This is a genomic window from Streptomyces sp. NPDC007917 (assembly GCF_042959105.1).
GTDB lineage: Bacteria > Actinomycetota > Actinomycetes > Streptomycetales > Streptomycetaceae > Streptomyces.
Genome location: NZ_JBIBKK010000040.1, coordinates 1 through 26,154 on the forward strand (window position 1 = coordinate 1; position 26,154 = coordinate 26,154).

Genomic DNA, 26,154 nt, shown 5'->3' on the forward strand with positions numbered 1-26,154 from the left:
CTGAAGTACCGGTACGAGTAACGGGCCGACCAGCGAAATGCTGAACCACCAGCCCGTCGAATCACCGGGCCAGCACGCCCCAAGATCAATCGCGGTGCGGCCCGAAATGGGGGAGGTCGTGCCCGGCAGCTCGTAGAGGCTGAGATTCCAAACGCTTCACCCGCACGGATGAACCTCGCCCCAGCACACAGCCGAGACACGTGATCTCCGCGTCTTCGGCGCGGAGATCACGGCGCAGCCCATCGCGACGAGACGCTACGGAAGGCGGACACGCCCGACGCCGCGTTAGAGGTCGTTTTCTCCCGTTGTTTCATCCAGGTATGCGAATTTGATCCGGTGGTGTCGGGTCGCGCCAGGAGACGGTGGTCTCGCCGGTGAGGCGGCGGGCCATCAGGTGGGTCATGGCGAGATGGATCATGGCTTCGGAGCGGTGCGGGTGGGTTTCGTAGTCGCGCGCCAGGCGCCGGTGCAGCATGAGCCGGCCGTAGGTCCGCTCCACCGCCCAGCGTTTCGGGATCGGGGTGAATCCCCTGGTCCCAGGGCTGCGTTGGACAATTTCGAGGTCGATGCCGAGGGCGGCGGCGTGCTCGACGAAGTGCTTGCGGTAGCCGCCGTCGACCCGGACCTTGCGCAGGGTGGGGTGGTCGGTGGCGGCCTGCTCCAGGAGGGTGCGGCCGACGGTGGAGTCCTGAATGCCGGCCGCGGTGACCAGCGGCGCCAGCAGCAGCCGAGGGTGTCGGTGATGATGCTGCGCTTGCGGCCCACGATCTTCTTGCCTGCGTCGATGCCCTGCGTCCTGGTGGGCACGGAGGTGGAGGTCTTGATGCTCTGGGCGTCGATCACGCAGGCCGACGGGTGGCGGTGCTTGCCTTCCTGCTGGCGCACCAACTCCCTTAACAGGCCGTTGAGCTGGGTGAATATGCCGTCGATCTGCCATTGGGCGAAGTAGCCGTAGACCGTCTGGTGGGGCGGGAAGTCGTGCGGGAGGTAGGCCCACTGGCAGCCAGTGCGGTCCACGTACAGGATCGCGTTCATGATCTCGCGCAGGTCGTGCCGTGGTGGCCGACCGAAGTCCAGGGCCCGGCCCCGGCGTTCGAAGCGCCAGGCGGACAGCACCGGCTCGATCAACTCCCAGCGGGCATTGGACAGATCACTCGGATACGCACGACGGTCGGTCATGGCCTGGGCATACCGCCGTTTGGGGGCGTGCGCCCAGGCGTGTTTTCTGGCTTGCGGGGGCACGGGACAGATCTGGGCGTCCTGGAATGAGACAGGTGTAAGTCGGCTCTCTCCCCAGACGTCACACCATCCGCCTCGCGAGCCGCGGCCCGCACTGCAGACTCACCAGCACCGGACCATCGGCAGGCGCAAACCCGTGGATAGCACCGCACTACAGAGGAGAACGACCTCTAGCTGATCATTTCAAAATGAGGTCTGGAGTCTCCTGAAGCAGATGATGCTGCAGGGGAGTTGGAGCAGGTCGAGCTGCCACAGGTGCGTCGGCGTCTCACGCTGCCACCGCTTGTACTTGCGCCGATGCTGCTGTTCTTGCGGGGCGCACGAGACCGTTGCGTGCCAGGACCCTGTGGACCGTTGCCCTCGACGGAGCGGACTCAGTACCGGCCCGCTCGATCTCGTAGGCGATCCGTCGAGCGCCCCAGCGTGGATGGGGCCGGCGCATCTCGCAGACCAGGGCCTCCACCTCGGCCGGCAACCTGGTCGGACTCGTCCGCGTCGACGCGATGCCTCCCGCAAGCCTTCGAAGCCGCCTGCGGCGTACTTCGCCTTCCAGGTGTAGACCGACTGCCGGGAGACAACCGGGCTCTCCACGGCATGGGGGGTCTCTCTACCATCCGCTGCAGCTGCGGCGGGCGGACTCCGAGGCCGGCGCCGTCGCGCGGCGCTCGGCTGGGACTTCGCCGTAGAGGACGAGTCCTTCACGCTACCGGCCCTGACCGATGTCTCCGTCCCCGTCGCGCACGTCGAGCCAGCCCTGATCGCCAGCACCGCCCAGCTCAGCGGCGAGCAAGACTGCCCCGAGGCGGTGGACCGCCGTGCTCCGGCGCATGCCGCACTTCGTGGCCCTCACTCTGTCAGGGGCGGCTTGCGGGCACGGTGTCCTTCGTCAGCAGCGTGTTACCGGACCAGCAGAGCCGGTAGAGGTCGACTTGGTCCAACAGATCGCGGCCGGAACGGTAGAACTCGCAACGGGTGCCGGGCGGCCGGGATGCGGAACGGGCGTAGTCGGACGGGTAGGGGTAGGCGCGGGCCGGCAGCAGAGGGGCGAGTTCGGCGCGCGGCCGGCCGATGGTCAACTCGTCGAACCGGGAGGGCGGCAGCACGCTCGTCGTCAGTTGCCAGGCCAGGTAGAAGGCGGATGGCACGAAGAAGACGGCTGCGACGACGGGTGCCACGAAGGCGACGGCGGAGCGGCGACGGGCGTCGCTCCGTACGGAGGCGAGCCGCTTGGCGGACTCTGGTACGACGGGGCCCGGGTCCGTGGCCGTATCCGGGTGGGGAGCGGTCTCGGACGGCAGCGCGGACCCACGGGTTCCAACCGGCCTTCCGGGCGCAGTTACTGGTCCTGGCGTCGGCGCCCCGGGACGGGCGGTGGCCTGGTGCGGGAGGACAGCGGTGACGTGGAACCCGCCTTCGTCGAGCACGGTCCGCAAGGAGCCGCCCAGGACCGTCACCCGCTCCCGAAGCCCTGTCAGCCCCCGGCCGCCGACGGCGTTTACCGGGCCTTCGCCCGCGTGCGCCGGTTCGCCGACCGACGGGGCGGCATTCACAATGCTCACGCGGGTACGGTCGGCCTCGTGGGTGATCCGTACCCTGATCGCACAGTCCGGCGCGTGCTTCACTGCATTGGTGAGGGCCTCCTGCACCACCCGGTACATCCCGCGTTCGACCAGGGGAGACATCGGGGGCATTGCCCCGCGCCGCTCCCAACGGACAGGCACCCCGGAAGCGACCGCCCGTCCGAGGAGGTCCTCGACGGTGTCGTTGACGGGCAGGCCTGCCCCCGTGTCCGTGCCGGGCGGGTCGTGCAGGACGGCGACGGTCTCCCGCAGTTGCTCTACCGCGTCCGCGATCGTCCCGCGCAATTCGGCGAGATCGGCGCGGTCGCGGTCGGTGAGGTCGGGCGAGAGTTCCAGGGCCCCGGCGCGCAGGGCGACCAGGCTCAGGGCGTGGCCGAGGGAGTCGTGCATGTCGGCCGCGATGTCAGCGCGTTCGGTCAGCCGCGCCCGCTCCGCGACCAGATGCTGGCGCTCTTCCAGGCTCCGGGCCAGCCGCCAGCCTTCTCGCACGAGTTCGCGTCGGCCACGCCAGTGCCGTCCGGCCAGCCAGGGCAGCAGAAGGGCGGCGGGCAGCACGGTCAGCGCGTAGAACCACCACACGGGCTGCGTTCGCAGCACCGCGCACGTCGCGAGATCGACCGCTGCGCACCCGGCGAGCACCAGGAGCGGGCGCCGTGCCGCGGCGACCCGGGCGCCAAGCAGACAGCTCAGGGCGGCCAGCGACAGGACGTGGGCGTTGCCGGGAGTCGCGGAGTCGGCCAGGCCCAGCGCGCACAGCCCGTTGACGAGCGCGACGGCGGCCCCGGGCCGGCGGCGGGACCACGGCACGGCCACCGCCAGGACGGCCAATGGGAGGAAGAGGTCCAGAACCAGAGAGGCTGTACCAGCGTCCCAAAACCGGTAGCCGGTGGCAGTGGCGAGCGAAGCCCACAGGGCCACGTCGCCGTACACAGACCTGGTTGAGGGTATGCGCGTGTGCAGCATGGCGCGTCGGCCGTCCTTCCGATGGATGTCCTCTGGATGTCCTCACCTGTCCGGGTCGATTCTGTGGGTCGGGCCGGGACGCCTGACGAGGGGGTAGACATGGCGAGGGCGTCAGGGCTGGTTTCGGCGCGAGGTCAGGCGTCCCGCCGTCGCAGCACGAAGAGACCGGCCACATGAGCGGCGACGGCCCAACCCAGCAAGATCAGCAGGCTCACTACGTCTGGGAACGGGGCTTTGCCGTTGCCCAGCATGAAATAACCGCCCACGGTTTGCGGCATGTACTCGTTGATGGCCAGCAGCACCGGGCCCCCCAGTCCGACCAGCATGCTGGGCAGGGCGGAGACCATGAAGAAGATCACGGCACCCGCGCCCGCCGCCGTCCGCAGAGCGAACGACACCCCCACCGTCATCACGCAGACGAGAGCGGAATAGACGCCCATGGCAAGGGTTTGGTACACCACCTTGTACAGCTCGAAACTGGCGTGCCCCTGGAAGGGCCCCCAGGCCAGGGCGGTGCCCAGCACAGCCCACACTGCTCCGGTGACGAAGCCCACCAGGGCACTCAGTAGCGCCTTGGCCATCTGCACGTGGTGCCTGACCGGCACCCACAGCAGCGAGGTGCGCACGCTGCTCGTCGAGTATTCGCTCGTCACCATCGTCATCGCCAGAATCACCAGGGCGAACTGCGTGAGGATGACCGACGACACCGAGGCGTTGCCGACCGGCTGGATCGGCTTGTCGTTGATCCGGGCGATCGACCCGTAGTAGAAGGTGAAGATCGCCGTCACGATCAGGCCAGCCAGCAGGCAGACGTATGGCGTGCGGATGGTCCACAGTTTGGTCCACTCCGAGGCGAACGCGCCGACGAGTCCGCCACCGGTGTGGCCCGAGGCCGTGCGGCCACGGAGGCCATCGCTCACGTCAGTCGATACGGCGCTCATGCTCCCGCTCCCTGGGTCTCCTTGGAACCCGTGCCACCGAACACGGTGTCGCCCGTTCCGTACTCCACGCTCTGGGCGGTCAGTTCCATGTATGCCTGTTCCAGCGACGCGGAGACAGTCCGCAGTTCGTGCAGCCTCAGCCCCAGCCGGTGGGCCAGGTCGCCCACCTGCTCGGCGCTGCGGCCCTTTACGACGACCTCGTCGGCCGCGGGCGACTCCACGGTCACATCGTCGTCCTTCAGGAGACGGTCGATCAGCGTGCGCAGGTCCGCCACGTCCGGGGTGCGCACCCGCACCGACGACAGCGAGCTGTTGGCCAACAGGTCGGCCATCGGGGTGTCTGCCAGGAGCTTCCCCCGCCCGATGATGACCAGATGGTCGGCGGTCAGCTGCATTTCGCTCATCAGGTGACTGGACAGGAAGACCGTCCGGCCCTCCGCGGCCAGGGATCGCACGAGCTCACGCACCCATCGGACACCGTCGGGGTCGAGACCGTTGACCGGTTCGTCGAAGATGAGGACCTGCGGGTCGCCGAGCAGCGCGCTCGCCACACCCAGTCTCTGGTACATACCGAGGGAGAACGCCCCGGCGGAGCGCCGAGCCACCTTCGCCAGGCCAACCGTCTCCAGTGCCTCGTCCACCCGGCGCAGCGGAATGCGGTTGCTGCGCGCCTGCGCCACCAGGTGGCTGCGTGCGGAACGAGCCGGGTGCAGCGCCTTGGCGTCCAGGAGTGCGCCAACCTCGCGGATCGGGTGGCGCATCGAGGAGTAGGGCCTGCCATCGATGAGCGCCTCGCCCTCGGACGGATGGTCCAGGCCGAGAATCATGCGCATCGTGGTCGACTTGCCGGCACCGTTGGGTCCCAGAAAGCCGGTCACTTGACCAGCCTTGATGTCCAGGGTCAAACCGTCCACGGCAACGGTGTCGCCGTAACGTTTGGTCAGTTCTCGAAGGGTGATCACGGAGCTCCTTTGCGTCAGTCGCGGAACGCGGAAGTCGACGGAGGCGCGCACCGACCGACGCATGGTGCTCAGCCCTGGGGCGGCCACCGCGTTTCCTGTACGAAAGCGACGCTAGAAGTCCGTGGGGCCGGCGCCCATTGGTCGAACGGCAGCGGTGTCCTGCCGTTCGTCAGGGGTGTGCCCCGACCCGGGCTGATCCGTGCGGCCCGCCGCGCGCACGGCGGTGCGACGGCCGTAGGCTCGCCGCGTGGAAGAGACAACACCGGACAGCCGGCCGGTCCGGGTCCTGATAGCCGACGACGAGGCGATGATCCGGGCGGGGGTGCGGGCCATCCTCGCCCGGGACCCGCACCTCGAGGTGGTCGCCGAGGCAAGCGACGGGCACGAGGCCGTCGCGCTCACCCGCAGGCACCGACCGGACGTGGTCCTGCTGGACATCCAGATGCCCGGCCTGGACGGGTTGACGGCAGCGGCGCGTCTCCACCGGGAGTCGCCGGCGATCGGTGTGATCATGCTGACGACCTTTGGGCAGGACGAGTACATCACCCGCGCCCTGGAAGGGGGCGCCGACGGCTTCCTGCTCAAGGCGGACGACCCGCGGGAACTCCTCAACGGGGTACTGGCGGTGGGAGGCGGCGGCGCCTATCTGTCCCCGCGGGTAGCCGGCCGTGTCATCGCCGGGCTGCGCGCGCACCGGGCGGCACACCCCCACCGCTCACTGGAGCGGCTCACGGAACGGGAACGCGAGGTGCTGGCCGGACTCGGGACGGGGCTGTCCAACGCGGAGATCGCCAACCGGCTCCACCTCGTCGAGGGCACGGTGAAGGCACACGTCAGCGCGGTATTCGCAAAGCTGGGCGCACGCAACCGGGTGGAGGCGGCCATCTCCGCGTACGAGGCGGGCCTGGTCCCGCCAGGCCCCCGCTGACCCAAGGTCGGTATCCCGCCGCAGAGAGATGCCGCCCGCTCCCGCTGTAGCCCCTGTTCAGCGTCGCCTGAGGGGCCACAGCGGTGGCGCTTCCTTCGTGGTGTGGCTCGCCTGGGCCCAGCGCCGAGCATGGCCAGCATTTTCACCGTTCGGCCGCCGAGCGGCGGACGTGGCGGCCCGGCGGAGTTCCGACTGAGTCCCTCCTCGACGGAATGGTGTGGCGCCGAGGAACCACCGCGGCGGGTCTACGCGTAGGGCGTGCTGAGGTAGTTGTGGGCGAGTTCCCGCAGGCGGTGTCCGTCGAAGCTGCGGCCTTGGCCCGGATGGGCGGTGGATATGTCCAGGTCGGCCAGGAGTGCCAGGCTGCGCCGGTAGGCCCGCGGGTCGGATTCGGGGAAGTCGTCGATGCGGTGGCCGTTGTAGATGACGTCGCCGGTGAACAGTGCCCCGGTGCGCTCTTCGAGGAGGGCGATGCAGCCGGGGGTGTGTCCGGGCAGGCGCAGGACGGTCAGCGCGCGTCCGCCCAGGTCGATCACGTCCCCGTCCTGGAGGGTGCGGTGCACCGTGAGCGGCTCCACGCGGTAGGTGCGAGGGGCGTAGCCGGTGTGGGGCAGCGCGTCGATCAGCAATCCGGGCAGGCCTTGTGCGTCTGGCTCCATACCGAGTTCTTTGTTAGAGCTCGGGGCCGTGGAGGCTGGCGGGCACGCCCTGTGCCAGGGCCTCTTCGGCGGCTTTGTGGGCCGCCCGTTCTGAGAACTCGTGTGCTCCGCCGACGTGATCCAGGTGCGCGTGGGTGAGGACGACCAACGGATCCCGCTCGAACATGCGGGGGATGTGTGCCGGCGCAGACTGGCGACGCCCAGGCCCGCGTCCACGACGAGGTCGCGGTCCGTGCCGCGCAGCCACCACAGGTTGGCGCGCACCAGCTTGTCGGCGTGCGGCTCGGTGATGCGTATGAGGCCGTCGTCCCGTTATTCCAGCTCGTACCAGCAGCGAGCCTGCGTCAGGGTCATCGGCTGGCCCCGCTCGCGACGAGATGCCGATCAACGAAGTCCCGGTCTTGCGGCGAGAGTACGGCAGTCACCTTTCTTTTCCATTACGGGAATCGGTCCTTCCCCGGCAGAGGCCCGTTCAGCCGTTGTCGCCGGATCGGCGGCCCGGGTGCATCCGGATGCCGAGGTCGCTGACCTGGTGCCGGTGGTGCAGCTTGTCGGGGGTTGTTGATGGGGTGGATCGTCTGGATCCGGCCTTCGGCGATGTCGAGTCCCATGACGCCGACCAGCCGGTCCTGCGCGTCGTACGCCAAGGCGCCAGGCTGGCCGTTGACTACGGTGAGACGGATGCGTACGCCGTGGTGTGCGTAGACGGAGAACCCGCGCAGCGCGGTTTGTGCCACGCGTTCTCGGCCGCCCACCGGTCGGCCGAGTGCCGGCACCGTGCCGCCGCCGTCGCTGTGCAGCGCCGCTTCCTGAGTCAAGAGCGCCTCCAGCGCAGGCAGATCGCCCTTGTGCGCGGCGGCGACGAGGCTCTGGGCCAGCTCTTCTCGTTGCCGCCGTGTGGCGTGGTAGCGCGGTCGGCGCTTGCCGAGGTGGTTGCGGGCATGCGCCACCAGGTGCCGCATGCTGTCCACGTCGGTGCCGGTGCACCGGCAAGGGCCGCCACTTGCCCGGAGTTTCACAAGGCGCCGTACATCGCCACGCGGTACAGAGTCGCAAGTGCGTCGTCGATGGGGTGGGGCTGCGGCTTGCCGGAGGAGTCGAGCCTGTTCCACCTCTGCATGTTCACCGCGACCGCCATCTGCCGCTTGCCGTCGGCACGGATCATGGCCAGCGTCCCACCACCCCAGACCGTGCCGCCATGGCCCCAGAAGGTGCCCTGGCCGGGTCCCTCCATTGGGTGCAGGCCGAGGCCGTAGTCGATCGTCTTTCCCTCCTGGGAGATGACCGGGACGGTGCGCTGCATCTGCGCCAGCGACGACGGGCTGACGATCTGCCCGGCCAGCAGCATGGCGTAGAAGCGGTTGAGGTCAGCGACGGTCGATATCAGCGAGGCCGACGGGCCCACCCACGACATGTCGTAGACGCTGTAGTCGTGTGGCGGGTCGATCATGCCGAACCATGCCTCGTGGAGCTGCGAGTGCGGCCCGTCGACGTACGGTCCGGCGGGGAGTTCGGTGTCCCGGAGCCCGGCGCGCTCGATGACGTTCCGGGTGATGTACTGCTCGGCCGGGGTGCTGGTCACCTGTTCCAGGAGTTGGATGAGGAGCAGGTAGTTGGTGTTGGAGTACACCCCCGGCGTGCCGCCCGGGGCTCCGACGGCGGGTGCGGTGACCCCCATCTCGATCAGTTCAGTGGGGTCGAACCGCGTGAACCGGTGGTCGTCCAGGCTCTGGGGCCCGGTGTCGGCGAGGGCGGGGAACGCCTTGAGGGAGGGGTAGGCGTACGGGAGGTACTCGGCGAGTCCGCTGGTGTGGTTGATCAGCATCCGGACCGTGATCGTGTCACCGCGTTCTCCGGGAACCAGCTTCGGAAGGTACCGGCCGATCGGTGTGTCGAGCCCGATCTGACCGCTCTCGACCTGCTGCAGAACCGCTGCGGCGGTGAAGGTCTTGGTGATGCTGCCGACGCGGTGCCGCATGCCGGCGGTGACGGGTCGGCTGGTGGTGACATCGGCGACCCCGGCGGCGCCGCGCCAGATCTGGTCGCCGTCTCGCACCTCGGCGAACAGGCCCGGCATCCGATCGCCTCCGAGGCCGGGGTCAGCACTCTCACTCCCGAAGAGTACGAACAGGGCAGGGAGCTGTTCCGCGTGGCGGTACTGGGGGCCGATCCCGAACGCTTCCCCGCCCTGGCCCACTTCGCCCGCGACGTCCGCCCCCTCGGGGCGGACCGCCGCGCCGCCTTCGAGGAGATCCTCGCCGCCCAACTCGCCCACATCGAGACCGCAATCTGCCCGAGCTAAGGGCTGCCCCGTAACTGATCTTCGAGGTTGTCAGTTCCGGGCCTCCGTCGGACCGCTCGCAGCTCGGCGCCGAGAGGTAGCTCTGGCGGGGGAGGCGGATCCTCCGTGCGGATGAAGCGCGTCGTCGTGGTTCGGACCATGATCAAGTCAGTCGATCATGCGTCCCTTGGACGGCACAGCGCGCCCCGTCCCGCGCCAGGCAGGCCGCCTCCATCTGAGCAAATGGCCTGGATACGTCGTTGCAGCATGGGGATTTTTGTTCGCGGTACCCAGTTTCGTCTGGGCAACGGGCGATACCTTCGGCGCGCAGTCGACGGTGTCCCCGTCGTTGCTGAAGCTCGCTCGTGACGGAGTGCCATGGTTCCTGACCGTCCTGGTGGTGACCGGCATCCTGAAGCTCCTCGGGCACTGATCGGCATCGGCCTGACGCGACCGCGGGGCTCCCGCATCAGCCGGCTCATGTGTTCTGCGGCGGTGGCGCGGCGACCCTGCTCACGTGGCATGGCGGCCTCTTCGTCGTCCACGGTGTACTGATCGAGGCTGGGGCCGTCTCTGTTGAGCCAGATCTGGCTGGGCTGACCGGCTGGTACCTCTACTTGTGGGGGCCGTGGTTCATCATGGGTGGTCTGGCCTTCGCGGTGGCCACCGCGCTGTATGTCCGCCAACGCGGTGATCGGCGCAAGATGCGCCTCTACGGCGCCGTGGGTGCGCTCGGTGCCCTGGTCCTGTCCTTGGTCTCGACGGCTACCGGGATCGGTTGAGAGTTGGCACGTAACTGCTGGTCGCGAGTGAGATGATCTCGCGGTGGCTGGTGTGATCACGGCGTCGGATCCGTCCTGGATGACCCCATTCAGGGGCTCAGCCCGCGCCAGTTTCGCAAGCTGGTGCCCGTGCTGCGGCGCGGGGAAGCAGGCAGGGACGGTCCTGGGGTTTCTCCGTTGAGGACCGGATCGCCCTGACCAGCACGCCCGGGAACCCTGGGTCCGCCAGGGCGGCACCACCTTCACCTTCGCGAATCCGCCCTGGCCCGGGCCCGCGAGGCCGCAGCCGGCAAGGACGTGCACATCTCGGGTGGCGCCCACACCGTGCGCCAGTACCTCGACGCCGTCCTGGTCGAGGAACTCCAGATCCACCTGGCGCCCATCGTGTTGGGCAAGGACGTCCGTCTCTTCGACGATGTCTCGCCCGACCTTGCTCTCGAACCCATCCGCGCGATCCACTCGCCCGGCGTCACCCACCTGATGTACCGGGTTGTGCGGACCTGACCGCGCGGAGGCGCCTCAAACGAACGATGCGGGCAAAAGTACGCTCGACCACCCACCGGGTCTTGCCCAGACCAGATGCGGGGCACCACGTCGGGCGATCTTTGGGATGATTCCCCGACTGCGCAGAAGTCGACGGTGCTTGTCGAAGTCGTAACTGTGACTGAGAGCGATAGATGGCTCGGCTGGACAACTTCGATGCTCAGTTCCCTGAGGGCGAGCCGCGCTGGAGGAGTTGGCGCGGTCCCGGGAGCGCCGCCAGGGGGCTCCGCCGCGGGCGGTGATCAGCCGGGAAGTCGAGGGTCAGGCGGGCCAGGGCAGTAAAGCCGTCGTCCGCCCTGGGCACCGTTGCCCCTCACCTTCGTCACCGCCGACCTCGGATACCCGCTGGTGCCGCAGCCAGGCGTGGTTCCGTCGCGGGGCGCTCGATCGGATTCTCGGGTGGTCTGTTCGGATCACGGAGCGGGCGTAGTGGCTGGTGGGGCCTGTGGTGGGTGGGAGGGTGCGTTGGGCTGGTGGGGTTGAGGGAAGGGTGCGGCGGTGCTGTTACGGCGGTGGTTGGACGCGGCGTGCTGATCGAAGGGGGCGCCGCCGTTCCATGCCCAATGGCGATCATCCATACTGGATACGGTGTTGCTGTTATGGTGCTGGCCGAGGAGGTGGACGTTCAGTGGCAGCAACTGGTCCTGTGCGAGCGACCACGGCATCGGCTCGGCGCCCGGGGCGTCCGCCCGTGCCGCTGGAGCGCATCGTCTCCACCGCACTGCAGATCGTGGACGATGAAGGGGCCGACGCTCTCTCGATGCGGACGCTGGCCCAGCGCCTGGGCTCGGGCACGGCGACGCTGTACCGGCATTTCGACAACCGGGCAGCGCTGGTCGCCCATGTCGTGGACCGCATGTTCGGCGCTGTGGAACTGAATGGCGACGAGCTCCTCGCGATGGGCTGGCAGCAGGCGCTGCGGACGGTCGCGCACACCATGTTCGAGGCCCTGGCCCGGCACCGGAACGCGGCGCGCCTGATGGTCGAAGAGATTCCCCTGGGGCCGAACGCCATGGCGCTGCGGGAGCACTGTGTCGCGGCGCTGCTCGACAGCGGCTTCCCGCCGCGACTGGCCGCGCACGCCTTTGCCACCCTCTCCCGCTACGTCCTCGGATTCGCCATACAGGTCAACGGTCATGGCGGCGGCGGACGACTCGACGACGCACAAGTGTCCGCCGTCTTTCAGAGCGTCGATCCAGCCTTGTTCCCGGCAACGGTCACCGTCGCCGGGTCGATGCCCGTTCCGATCGAGGACGAGTTCTCCTTCGGACTCGAACTTCTTCTCAGCGGGCTTGCCCACCTGCGCGACGACGCCTGACCAGCCCGGACGATGCGAACCTGAGGCCGCCCGCCTACGGAGTCATCTCGGTCGGCATGGAGCGTCGCCACAGCTGCTGGTGCGAGCGGGTGATCTCGTGTGGTCGGCGGCTCGTCAGCGGAAGGCGAAGTGCTCGGCGTGGAGATGCTGGCGGGGGACGCCCTGGCGATGGAGGGCGCGAGTGAGGTTTTCGATCATGGAGGCGGGGCCGCAGAGGAAGACGTGCGTGTCGGGAGTGATCGGTCCGGCCTCGGCCTGGATTCTTTCGGCGGTCAGACGGCCGTGGCTGCGGCTGAACGTCGGGTGGAGCCGGAGCTCGGGGCGGTGTGCTGCCGCTGCGGTGAGTTCCGGGAGGAACGGTGCGTCTTCGGCGGTGGGGGCGCAGTAGAAGAGATCGGTGCGGGGCGGCGCTGCACCGGGGCGGGTGAGCCAGCCGAGGAAGGGCGCGATACCGATGCCCCCCGCGATCCATATCTGCCGGGGTCCGCCGAGGGTGTGGTCGAACATGCCGTAAGGACCCTTGAGGGTTGCGGGGTGTCCTTCACTTATGTCCGTGTAGAGGCGGCGTGTACCGCGGCCCAGGGCACGGATTGTGAGGCGTACCGAGCCGTCGGCCTGCGTTCCTGCGACGCTGAAGGGGTGTTCGTGCCAGCCGCCGACCCGCAGGTAGACGAACTGGCCCCCTGTCACGGGAAGCGTCGTCTCGCCGGTGGGCGTGAGGGTGAGGTCGAGGATGTCGGGTGTCGGCCGCTCGACACGGTGGATGGTGTAGTCCGCCCGGGGTTCCCTGTGCCGTAGCACCAGTTCGTCGTAGGTGTAGGCGGTCATGCCGATGGTGGCCATCGTGACGTAGATCGCCAGGAGGGGCGTGGATCCGTTGATGATGAGATCGAGGAACCAGCCGTGCAACAGCGCCGACAGGAGCAGCAGGCCGGTGAGGCGATGCAGGAACAGCCAGCGCTCGTAGGGCAGTCGGAGGATGCGGCCGACCTGGCCGAGTGAGATGAGGACGAGCAGCAGCAGGCCGATGGCGGAGACGGCACCGAGGAGATGGCCCATCCCTACCGATGCGGTCCGGTGGGCGTAGCCGTACTGGCTCCCGTCGAAACCGGAGAAAAAGTGGAGGAGCAGGTGGGGGGTGAGCAGGAGTATGGACCATACGGCGTACAGCTTGTGCTGGCATCAGGTAAGCGGACAGGACGCCGGCGAACTCGCCTACGAAATAGACAGCACTGAGGCCCTCTGGCCTGAGCCAGTCCCAGGCCAGATAGAGCATGACCGCTCCGGTCGTGACCGACAGGGGTCCGACGTGGCGCTTCTTCAGCCGCGCGTCCAAGGGGGCGCGGGCGATCCGGATAGCGTAGATCGCTATCGCGATCAGGACGGGCATCGTCTACCCCTCGGGGGTCGGCACTGTGGACGGAGGTGCCGGCGAAGGCAGGCGGACCGTGCGGTCGCGGCTTGAGCGCCCTCGAGCCCAGGTGGCTGCGTTTCCTGCCACCTTAATATTGGATACAGTGTAGCCGTTTGGCTGGTTTTGGTCCAGTGGTGTATTCGGATGCTGGTCAGCCCCGGATCTGCCCTTCGGGAGCGTGGCGGTCCGAAGCCATTCCCGTCGGCCAGCTCTTCGAGGTGAAGTCACAGCTCGGGGCGGCATTGCTTTCAGGGCGAAACTGCCGGAGCTGCCCATCCTTGGCGTGGACTCGATCCGCAGCGCTTCAGGCGAACAAGGCCGCGAGGTATGAGGCGACAAGCACCGCGCACACGGCGGCGGGCGCGAATTTGGCAACCGGGTCGCCCTTGCGCAGGTGTACGACCGCAGCTCCGGCGAGCAGTAGGAGAAGCCCGGCTCCCGCGAGGCCGCCGAGCGGCGGCATGGCGGGGCCGAGCGCCACGCCGGCGGCTCCTGCCAGTTGCAGCACGCCGATGCGGCGGTAGGCGGCGACGGAGAAGCCGGTCTCGGCGGCCAGCTCGCGTGCCTTCGGCAATGCGAGTGTATTGAGCACTCCGATCGCCCCGAAGATCAGGGCGATGGCGCAGGCGAGGGTGATGGTGAGGATCATGAGGTATCTCCAGGGTGCAGGCGTCGTGACGGCGTGGGCGTCAAGGGTGATGGCCTGATGGCGGGCGGGTCGTCACGAGACCGTTATGGAATGTGTCGGGCGCGGTCGAGTTGCCGGCCGGGTGCATTGCATTGCTCGGCGCCCAGACGGGCGATTTGGTCGATCGATGCAGCGGCTCAGCCTAGCGCAATAACGGAAACAGTGTAACCGTTACGATGTTGCGACCCCTTAAAAGCGGAGTGCTCCTTCGGGTAGATCCCGCTCCGCGGTCAGCGGCAACTCCAAAGTGGTGAGCATGTCCCGGTACCGCTCCGCCAGCTGGGAGGGGAGCTTCCTGCTGAACACCACCAGCTCCCGGAAATAGCCGGGCCCGATCCGCCGGGCGTGCCTCGACCAGCGCAGCGGCACCGCGTTCTCCGGTGTCACCGTCACACCGATCCCCTCGACCGCGAACAGGAGCGCCGCAGAGACCTGGCCCGTGCGTGCGACGGCGCGCGGCGTGAACCCGAGGTGCCCTGCCAGGCGGTCCACCACTTCGCTCATGCCCTGTTCCTGCTCGTAGAGCACCCAGTCGGCAGCGGCCAGTTCGGCCGGATCAGCCGCTGTCCCCGGCAGGTATTCGGCCGAGCCGGTCACCACCATCTCCTCATATCCCAGGGAGATGACGGGCCCCTCCCACGGGTCGGGCCGTGGACCGACCGCGATGTCGCCCTGGCCACTGCGCATGGCCTCTTCGAGGTCCCGACGGTGGGAGTAGTCGTGCAGTCTCAGCACGGTGGAGGGGTACGTCGAGTGCCAGCGCGCCGCGGACGGCGGCAGGATCCCCGAGGCGACGGACCGTACGGTCAGGACGTGGACGTCACCCTGGCGGCCCTCCACCACCTCGCGCACCGAGTCCTGCGCGTCCTGAACCGCACGGACGACGTTCTGTGCTCGGGGCAGAAAGACACGGCCCGCGGGAGTCAGCGTCACCCCCTGCCGGCCGCGCTCCAGCAGGACCGCGCCCAGCTCCTTCTCCAGGGCCCCGATCTGCTGGGACAGCGAAGGCTGCGTGACATAGAGCCGCGCAGCCGCTCCGCTGAAGGAGCCCGCCTCCCAGACCGCGAGGAAGTACTCCAGCTGACGTAGCTGCATGTGATCAAGTTACCCGGCCGAGCGTTGCCCAGTACTCGTGCTGTGACCACACATCCGGTGTCGTTCAGGATCAGTCGGCATGGCACGCAGCTCGCGTTGGCGGGGATGTGTGAGGGCAGCGCGTGTCGGAGACAGGAGACGGGAGTTCCTGAATCGGCAGAGTCCTGGTCTGCTGGTGGGGCGGGGTCAGGTGACGTGGTGCCGTACGGCTGTGCTGCTGAGGGGTGGTATCTGCGCGTCATGCCGTGAGTGCGACCCTGCTGTCCTTGCGGGTGAGCCGGGACAGCAGGTAGTCGACCTCGGTGCGGGCACGCGCCGAGAGCACGGCCCCGGGCTTGCGCTGGGTGTCGGAGGCCAGGATTCCGCGGCGCTTCATGACGTACTTGCGCACGGCCAGGCCGATGCCCGGCTGCTGTTCGTAGCGCAGCAGGGGCAGGTGGGCGTCGAAGACGTCATGGGCGGCGTCACGATCGCCGGCGGCGGTGTGGCGCACCACGTCGACGAGGAGTTCGGGAACGCAGTAGCCCGTCATCGCTCCGTCGGCTCCGCGTTCGGTCTCGAAGTCCAGGAAGAGGCCGCCGTTTCCGCACAGGATCGACAGGCGGGGCATCGCTCCATCAGCTTCGAGTTGCCGGAGTGCGCTGATCTTCTCCAAGCCCGGCCAGTCCTCGTGCTTGAGCATCACGCATTCTGGCGCGGCGTTCGCGATGCGGGCGATGACGGCAGGGGACATGACGACGGAGAACGACAGCGGATAGTCCTGGATCACGAACGGCACGTCCGCGCCGATGGCGCCCGCCGCTCCCTCGTAGTAACTCACGATCTGGTCGTCGCTACGCAGCGTGTTCGACGGGGCGATCATGACGCCGCCGGCACCGGCCGACATGACGTCGACCGCGAGAGCCCGTATGGCGGCGTAGCCGGGTGCGGAGACGCCCACGATGATCGGCAGATCGGTGCGCTTGAGGACGTGCTGGACGACGCGCACGCTTTCCTCGTGGGACAGCTTGGGTGCTTCGCCCATCTGGCCCAGGAGGGTCAGTCCGGTGACGCCGGCGTCTTCGTAGAAGTCGACGAGTCGGCTGAGTGAGTCGAAATCGATTGCGCCTTCCTCGTCGAAGGGCGTTGGTGCGATGGCGAAAACACCATTGGTGTTGCGGTCCGGGGGTGCCATTGTTTTGCCTCCTCAGAATTCCGATGTCTTTTTCAGAGGCTGGCGATGAGTCCGCCGTCGACGCGAATGACCGAGCCTGTGATGTAAGAGGCCTGGACGCTTGCGAGGAAGGCGACGGCGGCGGCGTATTCCCGCGGTTCGCCGTAGCGGCCCACAGGGATCGACGCGACGCTCTCGGCGGACGTCTCCGCGACGGACTTGCCCTCCCGATCGGCCTTGGCCTGGTCGAGGAACTTGGTCCGCTGGGTGCCGATCTGTCCCGGAACGACTACGTTGCAGGTGACACCCTCGGCCCCGACTTCCCGGGCCAGCGTCTTGGACCAGCCGAGCAGGCTGCCCCGCAAGGCGTTCGACAGCCCCAGGTTGGGGATGGGGGCGATCACCCCCGAGCTGGTGCTGGTGATGATCCTGCCCCAGCCGCGGCTCCGCATCAGCGGCGCGACCCTGTCCGTGATCGCGATGACGGACAGCACCATGGACTGGAAGTGCTTCTGCCAGAGTTCAGGGTCCTGTCCCGCAACCGGCGAGGGCGGCGGCCCTCCCGTGTTGTTGACCAGGATGTCCACGGGACCGAGCGCCCCTTCGACTGCCGCGATGTGCTGGTCGATCGCGTCCAGGTCCGCGAGGTCCCATTCCAGGGGCACGGCTTTCCCGCCCGCGTCGGCCACCGCCTCGGCGGTGCTCTCTGCGGCCTGTGGGCTGATGTCCGCGACGGCGACAGCGGTGCCTTCCGCGGCGAGGGCCTGGGCGATCGCGCCGCCGAGACCCCCACCTCCGCCCAGTACGAGCGCGGTCTTGCCCGAAATTCCCAGATCCACAGCTTTGCTCCTTGGGCGGTGGCCCCGTTCGTCGTTTCCAACCGACACTGCCACGAGGTTGTGGTGGGTCTCCAATAGGAATCTCTCGCGACATGCATAAGGGATGCCTATGCGCCGCGAATAGGGAATAGGCGTTGCCGGCGTGCAAGATGAGGTGGGGAACAGGGCCGTTTCGGCCCGTCGATTCCCGACGCATGTTCATGGCCGTAACTGGAGGCCCCTATGCCCTTGCCGGAAACCATGCAGGCCGCGGTGCTGGGCGAGCCCGGCTCCCTCGCCGTCACGACGCTGCCCGTGCCGCAGGTGGGACCGGAAGACGTTCTGGTACACGTCCGGAGGGCGTCCCTGTGCGGAACGGACTTGAAGATCCGCAGTCGGCACTTCTTCAAGGACGGCGGCCCGGCCGCGGGCGAGTTCGTACCCGGCCACGAGTACGCCGGCGTCGTCGCCGCGGTGGGCAGCGCCGTGGACGAGCTCCGGGTTGGCGACCGGGTGGTGACGGAAGCCCACCGCGGCTGCATGCGCTGCGCCAACTGCCTGGCCGGGGCCTACACGGACTGCCTCAACTACGGCCTGCGGCACACCGGGCACCGCGTGCAGGGGATGACCGTCAACGGGGGCTTCGCGGAGTACGCGCTCAACCACGTGGCGACCCTCCACCGGCTGCCGGACACCGTGGACTTCGACGCCGCGGTCGTCCTGACCACCGTGGGCACCGTGATGCACGCCTTCGACGTGCTCGACACCTTGCTCGTCGGATCTACGGTCGCTGTGATCGGCCCCGGACCGATTGGTCTGCTCGCGGTACAGGTCGCCCGTGAACTCGGGGCCAGGACCGTAGCCCTGGCCGGCACGCGGGAAGCCAGGCTCGCCATCGGCAAGTCCTTCGGCGCGGACCTGGTCGTCAACTCCCGGGAGGAGGACGCGGTAGCGGCGGTTCGGGAGGCGACCGACGGGATCGGCGCCGACATCGTCCTGGAGTGCTCCGGCGCCCCGAGTGCGGTGGACGACGCGCTGCGCATGGCCAAGCGATCCGGGACGGTCGTCCTCGTCGGCTTCTTCGAAAAGCCCGTACAGGCTGACCTCAACCACGCCGTGATGAACGGCATCTCGATCCAGACGGTCCGCGGCGAGGGCACCGGTTCGGTGGCCCGCGCCGTGGGCCTGGCTGCGCGGGGTCGGCTGCGCACCGCGGAACTGGCCACCCACCATTTCGGGCTGCCCGACGTCGCCGAGGCGTTCGACACCTACGCCGAGCGCCGGGGCAATGCCATCAAGGTCATGCTTGACATCTCCGAGGACCCGGAGTCCACCGGTGACCGGTGACCGAGAGGGCACCGTGCCCGACGCCCTGGCAGCCGGGCGGGAGAAGGCAGCGGCCGCCATGGCCGATGCTGCCACCGCCTGGCTGAACAGCCTGAGCGAGGACCAACTCCCGCTCGCCGCCTACGACTCCCCGCTCCACCCGGATGCGGAGGCCGAGCGGCTGCGCTGGTTCTACACCCCCACCGAACACGGCGGGCTCGCCATCCGAGACCAGAACGCCCGCCAACAGAGCCTGGCCATGCGGCTGGTGGCCACAGGACTGTCCATCCCGGGCTACGCCACGGTCACCACCGTGATGGGACTGGAGAACGTCCTGGACCAGCTGGAAGGGTGGCGGGTCCACTGGGGCCGGCAGCGCGGACGGGACCCCGGCCTGTACTGGCTGAGGATCTTCGGCCGCCCTGGCGACCGTGTCTGGGCATGGCGGTTCGGCGGCCACCACATCTCCCTGAACAACCTCGTCGTCGCCGGTCGGCTCGTCTCCACGACCCCCTGCTTCATTGGTGCCGACCCGGCCACGACCGAGCTGATCGGAGGCACCCTGCGGCCCTTGCAAGGCCCTGAGGAGACGGCCCGTCAACTGGTCCGCAGTCTGGACACGGGCCAACTCCAAAGCGCCCTGCTCCACCCGTCCGCAGTCTCGGACATCGTCTCCGGCAACCGCCCACGCGTCGAACACGGCGACACGATGATGCACATGCAGGACCTGTGGCGCGGCCGGTTCGCCGACCCTGAGCTGGACCGGCTTGTCGACGACATCGACCGCCGGGCGGAAGCGGGCAGCGGATACACCGAGAACGATCACGCGCGCGTGGCCATCACGATTCCCCCCAAAGGCATCAGCGGTCGCGACCTGAACAACGAGCAGCGACACCTGTTGCGCCGGCTCGTCACCCTTTACACCGGACGGGCACCCGAGTTCCTCGCAGACGCCTACGACACCCACTACGCCTCTGACACCGTCCTCGACGCGGTGCATTTCGGCTGGGCGGGCAGCACGGACGCCGGGGAACCGCACTACTACCGGGTGCAGGACCCTCGCGTCCTCATCGAGTACGACAACACACAGCGGTACGCCAACCACGCCCACTCGGTGTGGCGTGACCTGACCTCCGACTTCGGACTGGACGTACTCGCCGAACACCGCGCGCACATCGCACACGAGTAGGGCCTACTCGGGGAGCGCCGTACACGCCCGTACCGCCGGTCCATCCCCCCACGAAAGAACCAGCACCATGACCACCCTGCTGATCGTCGACGACGAGTCCCCGCAACGCCTTGCCGTGCGCATGATCCTCGAACGACAACCTGGACTAACCGTCGTCGGCGAGGCCGACAACGGCTCCGAGGCGGTCCGTATGGCCTCTGCACTCCAGCCCGACATCGTTCTGATGGACGTGCACATGCCCGGCATGGACGGCACGGAGGCCACACGGCGCATTGTTGATTCCGGCAGTCGTTCACGGGTCTTGGTCCTGACCAGGTTCCATCTCGAGGAATGCGTCTACAAGGCGCTGCGCGCCGGAGCCAGTGGCTTCCTCCGCAAAGACGCTCGCCCAGACCAGGACCACGACGACAGCGGCCGCTCCACCACCTCACCGGACGCGAGCGTGAGGTTCTCGCCCGCGTCGCATCGGGTCGGAGCAACGGAGAGATCGCCGAGGACCTGCATCGGGCCGAAACCACGATCAAGTCACACGTCAGCAGCATCCTCGCCAAGATCGGCGCCCGGACCCGCGTCCAGGCGGTGGCTTTCGCCTACGACGTAGGGCTCGTCAGACCGGTCCTGCACATGTGACAACCTCCGCGAAACGGACGACATCGCGGTGCCAAGAAGGAGAGCCGTACATGAGCAGTCCCCAGATGAACGTAGTCGCCGCGTACCTGCGGTTGACCCGTAACCGCAGGACGGCCCCTGACCCCGTGGCTGCATCGAAGGAGCCGCCTCGTCCGCCCGCCAAACTGGTACGGCGGCACGACGTGAGATCGCGCAGCATCGACGGTTTCGAATGCCGCACCGTCAGTCCGCGCGGGCGCCGGGCGGAGCGAGCGGTCGTCTATCTGCACGGCGGCGCCTACATCAGCCACATGGTGCCCCAGCACTGGCAGTTGATCTCGCGGCTCGCGGATGCCGGTGTACGAGTCGAGGTGGCGCAGTACGGGCTGGCGCCGAAGTACACCTACCGTGACGCCTATCCCTTCGTCACTGCCGTCTACCGCGACCTGCTCAGTGACCTGGACGCCGGCCAGGTCACGATCATGGGCGACTCCGCCGGCGCGGGCTTGGCTCTGGGCGTGGCGCAGAGCCTCGTCGGGTCGGGTCTGCCCCAGCCGACCCGAGTAGTACTGATCTCCCCCTGGCTGGATCTGACTCTGACCAACCCCGCGATTCCCGAGGTCGAAGCCCGAGATCCGTTTCTCACCACCAGCCGCCTGCTCGCGGCCGGACGTGGCTGGGCAGGCGGGGACGACCCCGCCCAACCCCGGCTCAGTCCCGTCAATGGCCCGCTTGTCCCCCTGGCGCCCATCGACATCTACATCGGCACTCGCGATTTGTTCTACCCGGACGTCCGGCGCCTGGAAGAACGGGCTGCTGCGGAAGGGGCGGCCGTGAATGTCATCGTGTGCGACGGGGCGGTCCATGCCTACCCGCTCGTCCCCGCTCCCGAGGGGCGTGCTGCGGCCCGCGCCATCGTGCGGTCCGCGGCCTCCTGAGCCGGTGAGAGGCGATCTTCAGCCGACGTCGGGCGAGCCCTCGCCCCGCTGTTCGAGAGCGGTGTTGCACACCGACCAGCAGCTGTTTCCGAACTCCTGGTACGACACAGCCTGCGGAGGCGTGAGGTTGAGGAGAGGTCAGGTCTCCCGCCCGTCGCCCTGTCCGTTCAGAGGAAGGCGGTCGAGCTGGGCGTCTGCCTCTTCTGCTGTGTCGGGTCAGGTACGGGCGGCAAGCCTGGCTTCGACGCCGTCGAGAAGCGACTGCAGACCGAAGGACACATACGGGCGGGGGGTGGCTGCGAGGGCGGCGCCGATCGCGAACGTGACGACGCTCTGCGCGGCTTGCTCGGCATCCCGCCTGGTGAGGCCGGACGCCTCGCAGACCGCGAGGAGGTGCTCGTCATGGCGGTGCCTGGCCGGGCCGTCGAGAGGCTGGACGGTCATGGCGGCCAGCAGCCAGGGGTGCCTGAGAAGCATCGAACGCAGGTTGTCGGCCATGGCCAGGAGGGCCGGACGCCATTCGAGGCCGTCGAGAGCGGGGAGAGGTGTCTGCCCCCAGACGGTGTCAGCGGCCAGTAGGTGCAGATCGTGTCGGCTTTTGATGTGCCAGTAGAGTGCCGCCGCGGTGATGCCGAGACGGCTGCCGAGTCTTCGCATGGTCAGACTCTCGATGCCGCCCTCGTCCAGAAGGGCGATGGCCGCCTGGATGATCTGCTCCTGGTGCAGAACGTCGCGGGGCATCCTCGCGGTAGTCGGGATGGGGCTGCTCACGGCACCTTCTTGCTGTGGGAACGAGGCCGCGGTGTACGGCTCTGAGGGCGCCTGGCCATCGCGCCGACGAGGACGGGGTGTCATGCGCGTCGGCGCGCGCTTCATGCGTGGGGGCCGTTGCGGTGTGTCAGCCGGGAGAGCCCGCGGGCCGGATGCTGCGCAGCAGCCGTTCTCCGGACTCGCGGAGTTGGTCCTTGACCTCATCGAGGCCGGATGCGAGCAGGACGTGATCGCGTTTGCGCCAGGTGCCGGCGACCATCACGGCTTCGATGTTGGCGATGTCGGCGTGCAGGACCGTGGCGACGGGGTCGTGCGCCGGCCACAGGTTGAGCGCCCGGGCGTCGACGGCGACCAGGTCGGCCTGCAGGCCCGCCTCGATCCGGCCCGCCGTGTCTGCCAGGCCCAGTGCCTTCGCTCCTTCGACCGTGGCCCAGGCAAGCGCCTGTTTGCTGGTGACGGACGGTGTGTTGGCGTACATGCCGGTCGTCTGCCGGTGCTGGGCATGGTCCAGGCTGCGCTGGTGGGCCAGAGCGATCCGGGCGGCGGTGAGGACCGTGCCGGGTACGGCGGTATCGATGTCCGTGCCCAGGGAGGGTGCCGCGCCCAGGCTCAGCAGGGATCCGGTGATGGGTGTGCCGTGACCCTGGCCCAGTTCGTTCTCCGGGGTGGTGGTGAAGGTGACGCCCGTCTCGGCGAGCGTCTTGATCCAGTCGTCGGGCAGGTCGGCTCCGTGCACGATATTGGTGAGGGAGCTGAACAGCCCGGCGGCGCGCAGGGCCTCCCAGCCGGGTGAGGGTTCTCCGCCGCTCTGGTGCATCGAGACGACGAGTCCGCGTTCCGCGCCGGCCTGGAAGTCGGCCACCGCGGTCTCGGCGGAGGAGTACTGCGGCCCCTGGAGTGCCATGCCCAGGGTGAGGAGGGCGTGGTCGCGGACGGGACCGTCGAGCAGCCGGTCGATCTCGGCGAGCGGGTGGGGTGTGTCCGGCGAGCGGTAGGGCGTGCCGTGCAGGAAGACGGCGCGGATCCCGGCCTGGAGCAGTCCCTCGACGGCCGCGTCGGCGTGTTCGGGCGACAGGGCGTTGTGACACCAGTCGCCGAGGGTGGTGGTACCGCAGTTGAGCTGGTTCAGGGCGCCGGCGAGATTGCTGATGTGCATGTCGGCCGGGGTGTAGTGCCCGACGCACTCGCCGTGCAGGTGGGTGAGGTACTCCATCAGCGTCCAGTCGGCGCCCGCGGAGCGCAGCGCGGTCTGCCAGGTGTGCAGGTGGGCGTTGACCAGGCCGGGGATGACGATGCGGCCGGAGAAGTCGACGACCTCGGCGTCGGGCGCCTCGATGGGTTCGCCAACGGCCGCGATGGTGTCGCCGTCGACGAGGATGTCGACATGCTCGGCGTCCGGCCGGTCCGGCGTCATCGTGATGACCTGCGCCCCGCGCAGCAGTATGCGGCTCATTCAGTGGCCCCCGAACCGGGGGAGGTGTGGCTCGGCTGGGACATGGTGCGGGTCCTTGCCTGCGGCGCCATTGCCCGCACGGCCGCTTGTGTGGTGGTGAGGAAATCCCGAGTGGCGATGTGCCCGATGTAGCCGTCGGGACGGATCAGCAGCAGCGTGTCGCCGGTCAGGCCGTAGGCACTCTGCAGCGTGTTCTTGGGGTCGGAGAAGGCGCGGCCGTCGCCCGCGGCCGATCCGACGGTCAGCCGCTTCAGTTGGGCGCCCGTCGTCGGCCAGTCGAGGAGTTCGAGGTCCCGGGCGGCGCCGGGGCCGTAGGCGATGGCGGTGAAGTGCGGTCCCTGGAAGAGGTTGAACAGGCGGGTCTCGGCGCTGTCGGCGCCGAGCAGTTGGGCGTCCGGGGCGCGGTCGCCCACGTGCAGCGTGCTGGTGTCGCCACTGTCGCCGTCGGCGGGGGCGAGCGGGCCGCCGTAGTAGGTCAGGGAGAGCTGCTGCTCGTCCTTGCCGCGCTTCATGCTGGAGGGGTCGAGCTTGGCGATGCCGCCCCATTTCTCCGTGGACAGGCCCAGGACCCCGGCGGCGATCGGCTGCCGCTCGGCCTCGTAGGTGCTCAGCAGGGCCGGGTCGGCTCCGGCGAGGACCTGGCCGAGCTTCCAGCCGAGGTTGTAGCCGTCCTGCATACCGGTGTTCAGGCCCTGGGCACCGGCCGGGGTGTGGACGTGCGCGGCGTCGCCGACGAGGAAGACACGTCCGCGGCCGTAGTGCTGCGCAAGACGGATGTTGGGCCGGAACACGGACTTCCAGTGGATCTCGTGCAGCTGGATGTGCCGGTTGCGGGTGTGGGAGTGGATCCGGTCGATGATGGCGCCGATCTCCTGGGGCGGCTTCTCGTCGGGCGTGAGCCGGATCATCCACTGGAACATGTCGCTGTGGGGCAGCGGGCAGGCGCCGATGAGCTTGCCGCCGAGGCCGGGCCACATGTGCCACCGGTTGCGGGCCAGGCCACTTACGGAGGCATCCACGATCAGCACGCGGTCGGACTCGTCCGTCGTCCCCACGAAACCGATGTCGAGCTGCTTGCGCACCGCGCTGGAGCCGCTGTCGGCCCCCACGGCATAGCGGGCGACGATCTCCTCGACCCCGTCCGCGCCCACCACCTTGGCGACCACCGTGTCCTCGTCCTGCGTCAGCTCGGTCAGTTCCTTGCCGAACTCGACCTCGCGGCCGAGCTCACTGAGCCGGGTGTGCAGGGCGCGGTCCGTGCGGAACTGTGGGATCAGCCAGGTGTTCGGGTACGGGACGTCCGGGGTTGCCTCTTTGTGGGGGAACATCTTCCACGGCACACCGATGGGTCCTGCATGGAGCCCGAGCTTGGGATAGATGTCGCCGCCGGCCAGCACGTCGTCGAGAGCGCCGAGGTCTTCGAGGACTTCGAGGCTGCGGGGTTGGATGCCCTTGGCGCGCGAGCCGTCGAAAGCGTGGGGGGACCTGTCGACGATCCGGACGTCGAGTCCGCGCCGTACGAGGTCGATCGCCAAGGCGGAGCCAGATGGGCCGGCGCCGATGATCAGTACGTCGATGGCCTGCGGCCTGTTCATGAGTCGAGCCTTTCGGTGCGTGCGGACACGAACGAGACGAGCTGATCGGCGACGTTGCGAGGCCGTTCGAATGGGGCCATATGCCCGCATTTGGTAATTACATGATGTTTGTGAGGCTTCAGCAGAGCGCGCGCTGTGTCGAAGTGCACCAGCGGCGTGACGTCGTCCTCGTCGCCCCACAGCAGCAGCGTCGGAATGCCCAGTGCCCCCGTCCGCCGGAAGAGGTCGTCACGGCCGGTGAAAGGCAGGTGCTGCAGGGTGTCGAAGACCGCGTACAGCGAGCCCTCGAAGCGGAGGGAGTCGAGGACCATCTCGGTCAGTTTCGCGCCGAGCTCGGGGTCGCGGACGTTGTGTCCCAGGTGTCCTTGAAGTATCTGTCGGCCGCGCCGCCGGGCGATGAGGCCGGCCAGCCAGTCGTTGCGCAGCAGCCGGTGGGGGGAGGTCAGGCGGGGTTTCGCAAGACCGGCAGGGCCCACGATGGTGAGGGTGGAGACGGACGCGGGGTACTGGGCGGCGTACGTCATGCTGACGAGCGCGCCCATGGAGGTGCCGACCAGGTGCAGGGGCCGCGCCGTCAGGCCGAGCCGGTCCGTCAGCTCGGCCAGCTGCCGCGTGAACAGCGTCTCGTCGTATCGCGCCTGTACCCGGTCGGAGTAGCCGCGGCCGTAGGCGCTGCAGGTCAGCGTGCGCAACCCGCGGGCGTGCAGTTCGCTGACGAGCCCGTCCCAGTAGAACAGCGGGATGGTCAGACCGCCCGCCATCAGGACCACTGCTCCGTCCTCGGGCCCCGTCAACTCGTAGTGGGTGACGCCGTCGGACAGCTCGATGAAACTGCCGCGCAGCGCCTTGCGCGAGTCGGCGGTGAGCTTGCGGTCCTCGCCCGAGGCGACGAAGTACTTCATGGAACGG

At 68.5% G+C, this 26,154-nt stretch carries 25 protein-coding genes and 5 pseudogenes; 10 read left to right on the top strand and 20 right to left on the bottom strand.

Translation table 11 applies throughout. From position 1 onward, the window contains the following. Positions 1-310: 310 nt before the first annotated feature. The 6 genes and pseudogenes from ACFZDL_RS43695 to ACFZDL_RS43720 all read right to left on the bottom strand — a co-directional run bounded on the left by ACFZDL_RS43695 (position 311) and on the right by ACFZDL_RS43720 (position 5,685). Positions 311-1,179, bottom strand: a pseudogene (locus ACFZDL_RS43695) (IS5 family transposase). 328 nt (positions 1,180-1,507) lie between these two features. Further along, positions 1,508-1,714 carry a helix-turn-helix domain-containing protein gene (locus ACFZDL_RS43700; RefSeq protein WP_353596529.1) on the bottom strand — a complete coding sequence of 69 codons (207 nt, stop codon included), beginning with the start codon at positions 1,712-1,714 and terminating at the stop codon, positions 1,508-1,510. A gap of 29 nt (positions 1,715-1,743) precedes the next feature. Next, a pseudogene (locus tag ACFZDL_RS43705) lies at positions 1,744-2,007 on the bottom strand (hypothetical protein); the annotation flags it as partial. 86 nt (positions 2,008-2,093) lie between these two features. Beyond that, the gene (locus tag ACFZDL_RS43710) at positions 2,094-3,782 is read right to left on the bottom strand and encodes a histidine kinase (RefSeq protein ID WP_353596530.1); all 1,689 of its coding nucleotides are present in this window, start codon (positions 3,780-3,782) and stop codon (positions 2,094-2,096) included. Positions 3,783-3,916: 134 nt separating this feature from the next. Next, the gene (locus ACFZDL_RS43715) at positions 3,917-4,723 is read right to left on the bottom strand and encodes an ABC transporter permease (RefSeq protein ID WP_353596531.1); all 807 of its coding nucleotides are present in this window, start codon (positions 4,721-4,723) and stop codon (positions 3,917-3,919) included. Next, positions 4,720-5,685 carry an ABC transporter ATP-binding protein gene (locus ACFZDL_RS43720; protein WP_353596532.1) on the bottom strand — a complete coding sequence of 322 codons (966 nt, stop codon included), beginning with the start codon at positions 5,683-5,685 and terminating at the stop codon, positions 4,720-4,722. Before ACFZDL_RS43720 ends, ACFZDL_RS43715 begins: the two co-directional genes overlap by 4 nt. Before the next feature lie 247 nt (positions 5,686-5,932). Here ACFZDL_RS43720 and ACFZDL_RS43725 point away from each other — a divergent pair, with 247 nt between their 5' ends. Next, positions 5,933-6,613 (top strand): response regulator transcription factor, encoded by a 681-nt coding sequence (locus ACFZDL_RS43725; protein ID WP_353596533.1) that lies wholly within the window; start codon positions 5,933-5,935, stop codon positions 6,611-6,613. A 245-nt stretch (positions 6,614-6,858) separates the two neighbouring features. Here ACFZDL_RS43725 and ACFZDL_RS43730 read toward each other — a convergent pair whose 3' ends face one another. From ACFZDL_RS43730 to ACFZDL_RS43745, 4 genes are all read right to left on the bottom strand, one after another. Further along, positions 6,859-7,272 carry an MBL fold metallo-hydrolase gene (locus ACFZDL_RS43730; RefSeq protein WP_353596534.1) on the bottom strand — a complete coding sequence of 138 codons (414 nt, stop codon included), beginning with the start codon at positions 7,270-7,272 and terminating at the stop codon, positions 6,859-6,861. A gap of 13 nt (positions 7,273-7,285) precedes the next feature. Beyond that, positions 7,286-7,438, bottom strand: coding sequence for an MBL fold metallo-hydrolase (locus ACFZDL_RS43735; RefSeq protein WP_353596535.1), 153 nt, complete (start codon positions 7,436-7,438; stop codon positions 7,286-7,288). 271 nt (positions 7,439-7,709) lie between these two features. Continuing rightward, positions 7,710-8,243: a hypothetical protein gene (locus tag ACFZDL_RS43740; protein WP_353596536.1), complete on the bottom strand. Its 534-nt coding sequence runs from the start codon at positions 8,241-8,243 to the stop codon at positions 7,710-7,712. Between the two features lie 44 nt (positions 8,244-8,287). Next, positions 8,288-9,349: a serine hydrolase domain-containing protein gene (locus tag ACFZDL_RS43745; RefSeq protein ID WP_353596537.1), complete on the bottom strand. Its 1,062-nt coding sequence runs from the start codon at positions 9,347-9,349 to the stop codon at positions 8,288-8,290. Between the two features lie 3 nt (positions 9,350-9,352). On the opposite strand from ACFZDL_RS43745, the pseudogene ACFZDL_RS43750 reads away from it, so the two are divergent. The 4 genes and pseudogenes from ACFZDL_RS43750 to ACFZDL_RS43765 all read left to right on the top strand — a co-directional run. After that, positions 9,353-9,574, top strand: a pseudogene (locus ACFZDL_RS43750) (TetR/AcrR family transcriptional regulator); the annotation flags it as partial. Positions 9,575-9,740: 166 nt separating this feature from the next. Continuing rightward, positions 9,741-9,986: a hypothetical protein gene (locus ACFZDL_RS43755; protein WP_353596538.1), complete on the top strand. Its 246-nt coding sequence runs from the start codon at positions 9,741-9,743 to the stop codon at positions 9,984-9,986. 49 nt (positions 9,987-10,035) lie between these two features. Further along, positions 10,036-10,335, top strand: coding sequence for a hypothetical protein (locus ACFZDL_RS43760; RefSeq protein ID WP_353596539.1), 300 nt, complete (start codon positions 10,036-10,038; stop codon positions 10,333-10,335). A gap of 297 nt (positions 10,336-10,632) precedes the next feature. Continuing rightward, positions 10,633-10,839, top strand: coding sequence for a dihydrofolate reductase family protein (locus ACFZDL_RS43765; protein WP_353596540.1), 207 nt, complete (start codon positions 10,633-10,635; stop codon positions 10,837-10,839). 4 nt (positions 10,840-10,843) lie between these two features. Here ACFZDL_RS43765 and ACFZDL_RS43770 read toward each other — a convergent pair. Then, positions 10,844-10,992, bottom strand: a pseudogene (locus ACFZDL_RS43770) (IS5/IS1182 family transposase); the annotation flags it as partial. Between the two features lie 577 nt (positions 10,993-11,569). On the opposite strand from ACFZDL_RS43770, the gene ACFZDL_RS43775 reads away from it, so the two are divergent. After that, positions 11,570-12,196, top strand: a complete 627-nt coding sequence (locus ACFZDL_RS43775; protein ID WP_353596541.1) for a TetR/AcrR family transcriptional regulator — start codon at positions 11,570-11,572, stop codon at positions 12,194-12,196. A 114-nt stretch (positions 12,197-12,310) separates the two neighbouring features. Here ACFZDL_RS43775 and ACFZDL_RS43780 read toward each other — a convergent pair whose 3' ends face one another. From ACFZDL_RS43780 to ACFZDL_RS43800, 5 genes are all read right to left on the bottom strand, one after another. Next, positions 12,311-13,366, bottom strand: a complete 1,056-nt coding sequence (locus tag ACFZDL_RS43780) for a hypothetical protein (protein WP_353596577.1) — start codon at positions 13,364-13,366, stop codon at positions 12,311-12,313. 548 nt (positions 13,367-13,914) lie between these two features. Next, positions 13,915-14,259 carry a DoxX family protein gene (locus tag ACFZDL_RS43785; protein WP_353596542.1) on the bottom strand — a complete coding sequence of 115 codons (345 nt, stop codon included), beginning with the start codon at positions 14,257-14,259 and terminating at the stop codon, positions 13,915-13,917. 228 nt (positions 14,260-14,487) lie between these two features. Then, positions 14,488-15,393, bottom strand: a complete 906-nt coding sequence (locus ACFZDL_RS43790) for a LysR family transcriptional regulator (RefSeq protein WP_353596543.1) — start codon at positions 15,391-15,393, stop codon at positions 14,488-14,490. 238 nt (positions 15,394-15,631) lie between these two features. After that, complete coding sequence (locus ACFZDL_RS43795) at positions 15,632-16,567, bottom strand: dihydrodipicolinate synthase family protein (protein WP_353596544.1); 936 nt, start codon at positions 16,565-16,567, stop codon at positions 15,632-15,634. Positions 16,568-16,599: 32 nt separating this feature from the next. Next, positions 16,600-17,385, bottom strand: coding sequence for an SDR family oxidoreductase (locus ACFZDL_RS43800; RefSeq protein WP_353596545.1), 786 nt, complete (start codon positions 17,383-17,385; stop codon positions 16,600-16,602). Between the two features lie 222 nt (positions 17,386-17,607). Here ACFZDL_RS43800 and ACFZDL_RS43805 point away from each other — a divergent pair, with 222 nt between their 5' ends. The 4 genes and pseudogenes from ACFZDL_RS43805 to ACFZDL_RS43820 all read left to right on the top strand — a co-directional run bounded on the left by ACFZDL_RS43805 (position 17,608) and on the right by ACFZDL_RS43820 (position 21,426). Then, a complete protein-coding gene (locus ACFZDL_RS43805; RefSeq protein ID WP_353596546.1) occupies positions 17,608-18,711 on the top strand; it encodes a zinc-binding dehydrogenase in 1,104 nt (367 codons plus the stop codon). Next, positions 18,701-19,879 carry a DUF3500 domain-containing protein gene (locus ACFZDL_RS43810; RefSeq protein WP_353596547.1) on the top strand — a complete coding sequence of 393 codons (1,179 nt, stop codon included), beginning with the start codon at positions 18,701-18,703 and terminating at the stop codon, positions 19,877-19,879. Before ACFZDL_RS43805 ends, ACFZDL_RS43810 begins: the two co-directional genes overlap by 11 nt. 67 nt (positions 19,880-19,946) lie before the next feature. Continuing rightward, positions 19,947-20,509, top strand: a pseudogene (locus ACFZDL_RS43815) (response regulator). Between the two features lie 50 nt (positions 20,510-20,559). Next, a complete protein-coding gene (locus tag ACFZDL_RS43820; protein WP_353596548.1) occupies positions 20,560-21,426 on the top strand; it encodes an alpha/beta hydrolase in 867 nt (288 codons plus the stop codon). Between the two features lie 216 nt (positions 21,427-21,642). Here the strand turns inward: ACFZDL_RS43820 and ACFZDL_RS43825 are convergent, their stop codons facing one another. The 4 genes from ACFZDL_RS43825 to ACFZDL_RS43840 form a co-directional block, all read right to left on the bottom strand. Further along, complete coding sequence (locus ACFZDL_RS43825) at positions 21,643-22,197, bottom strand: TetR/AcrR family transcriptional regulator C-terminal domain-containing protein (RefSeq protein WP_353596549.1); 555 nt, start codon at positions 22,195-22,197, stop codon at positions 21,643-21,645. A 127-nt stretch (positions 22,198-22,324) separates the two neighbouring features. Further along, on the bottom strand, positions 22,325-23,650 hold the full coding sequence (locus ACFZDL_RS43830) for an amidohydrolase family protein (RefSeq protein ID WP_353596550.1): 1,326 nt from the start codon (positions 23,648-23,650) through the stop codon (positions 22,325-22,327). Continuing rightward, positions 23,647-25,245, bottom strand: coding sequence for an FAD-dependent oxidoreductase (locus tag ACFZDL_RS43835; protein WP_353596551.1), 1,599 nt, complete (start codon positions 25,243-25,245; stop codon positions 23,647-23,649). Before ACFZDL_RS43835 ends, ACFZDL_RS43830 begins: the two co-directional genes overlap by 4 nt. After that, positions 25,242-26,147 carry an alpha/beta hydrolase gene (locus tag ACFZDL_RS43840; protein ID WP_353596552.1) on the bottom strand — a complete coding sequence of 302 codons (906 nt, stop codon included), beginning with the start codon at positions 26,145-26,147 and terminating at the stop codon, positions 25,242-25,244. The genes ACFZDL_RS43835 and ACFZDL_RS43840 overlap by 4 nt, the downstream gene beginning before the upstream one ends. Between the last annotated feature and the right edge of the window lie 7 nt (positions 26,148-26,154).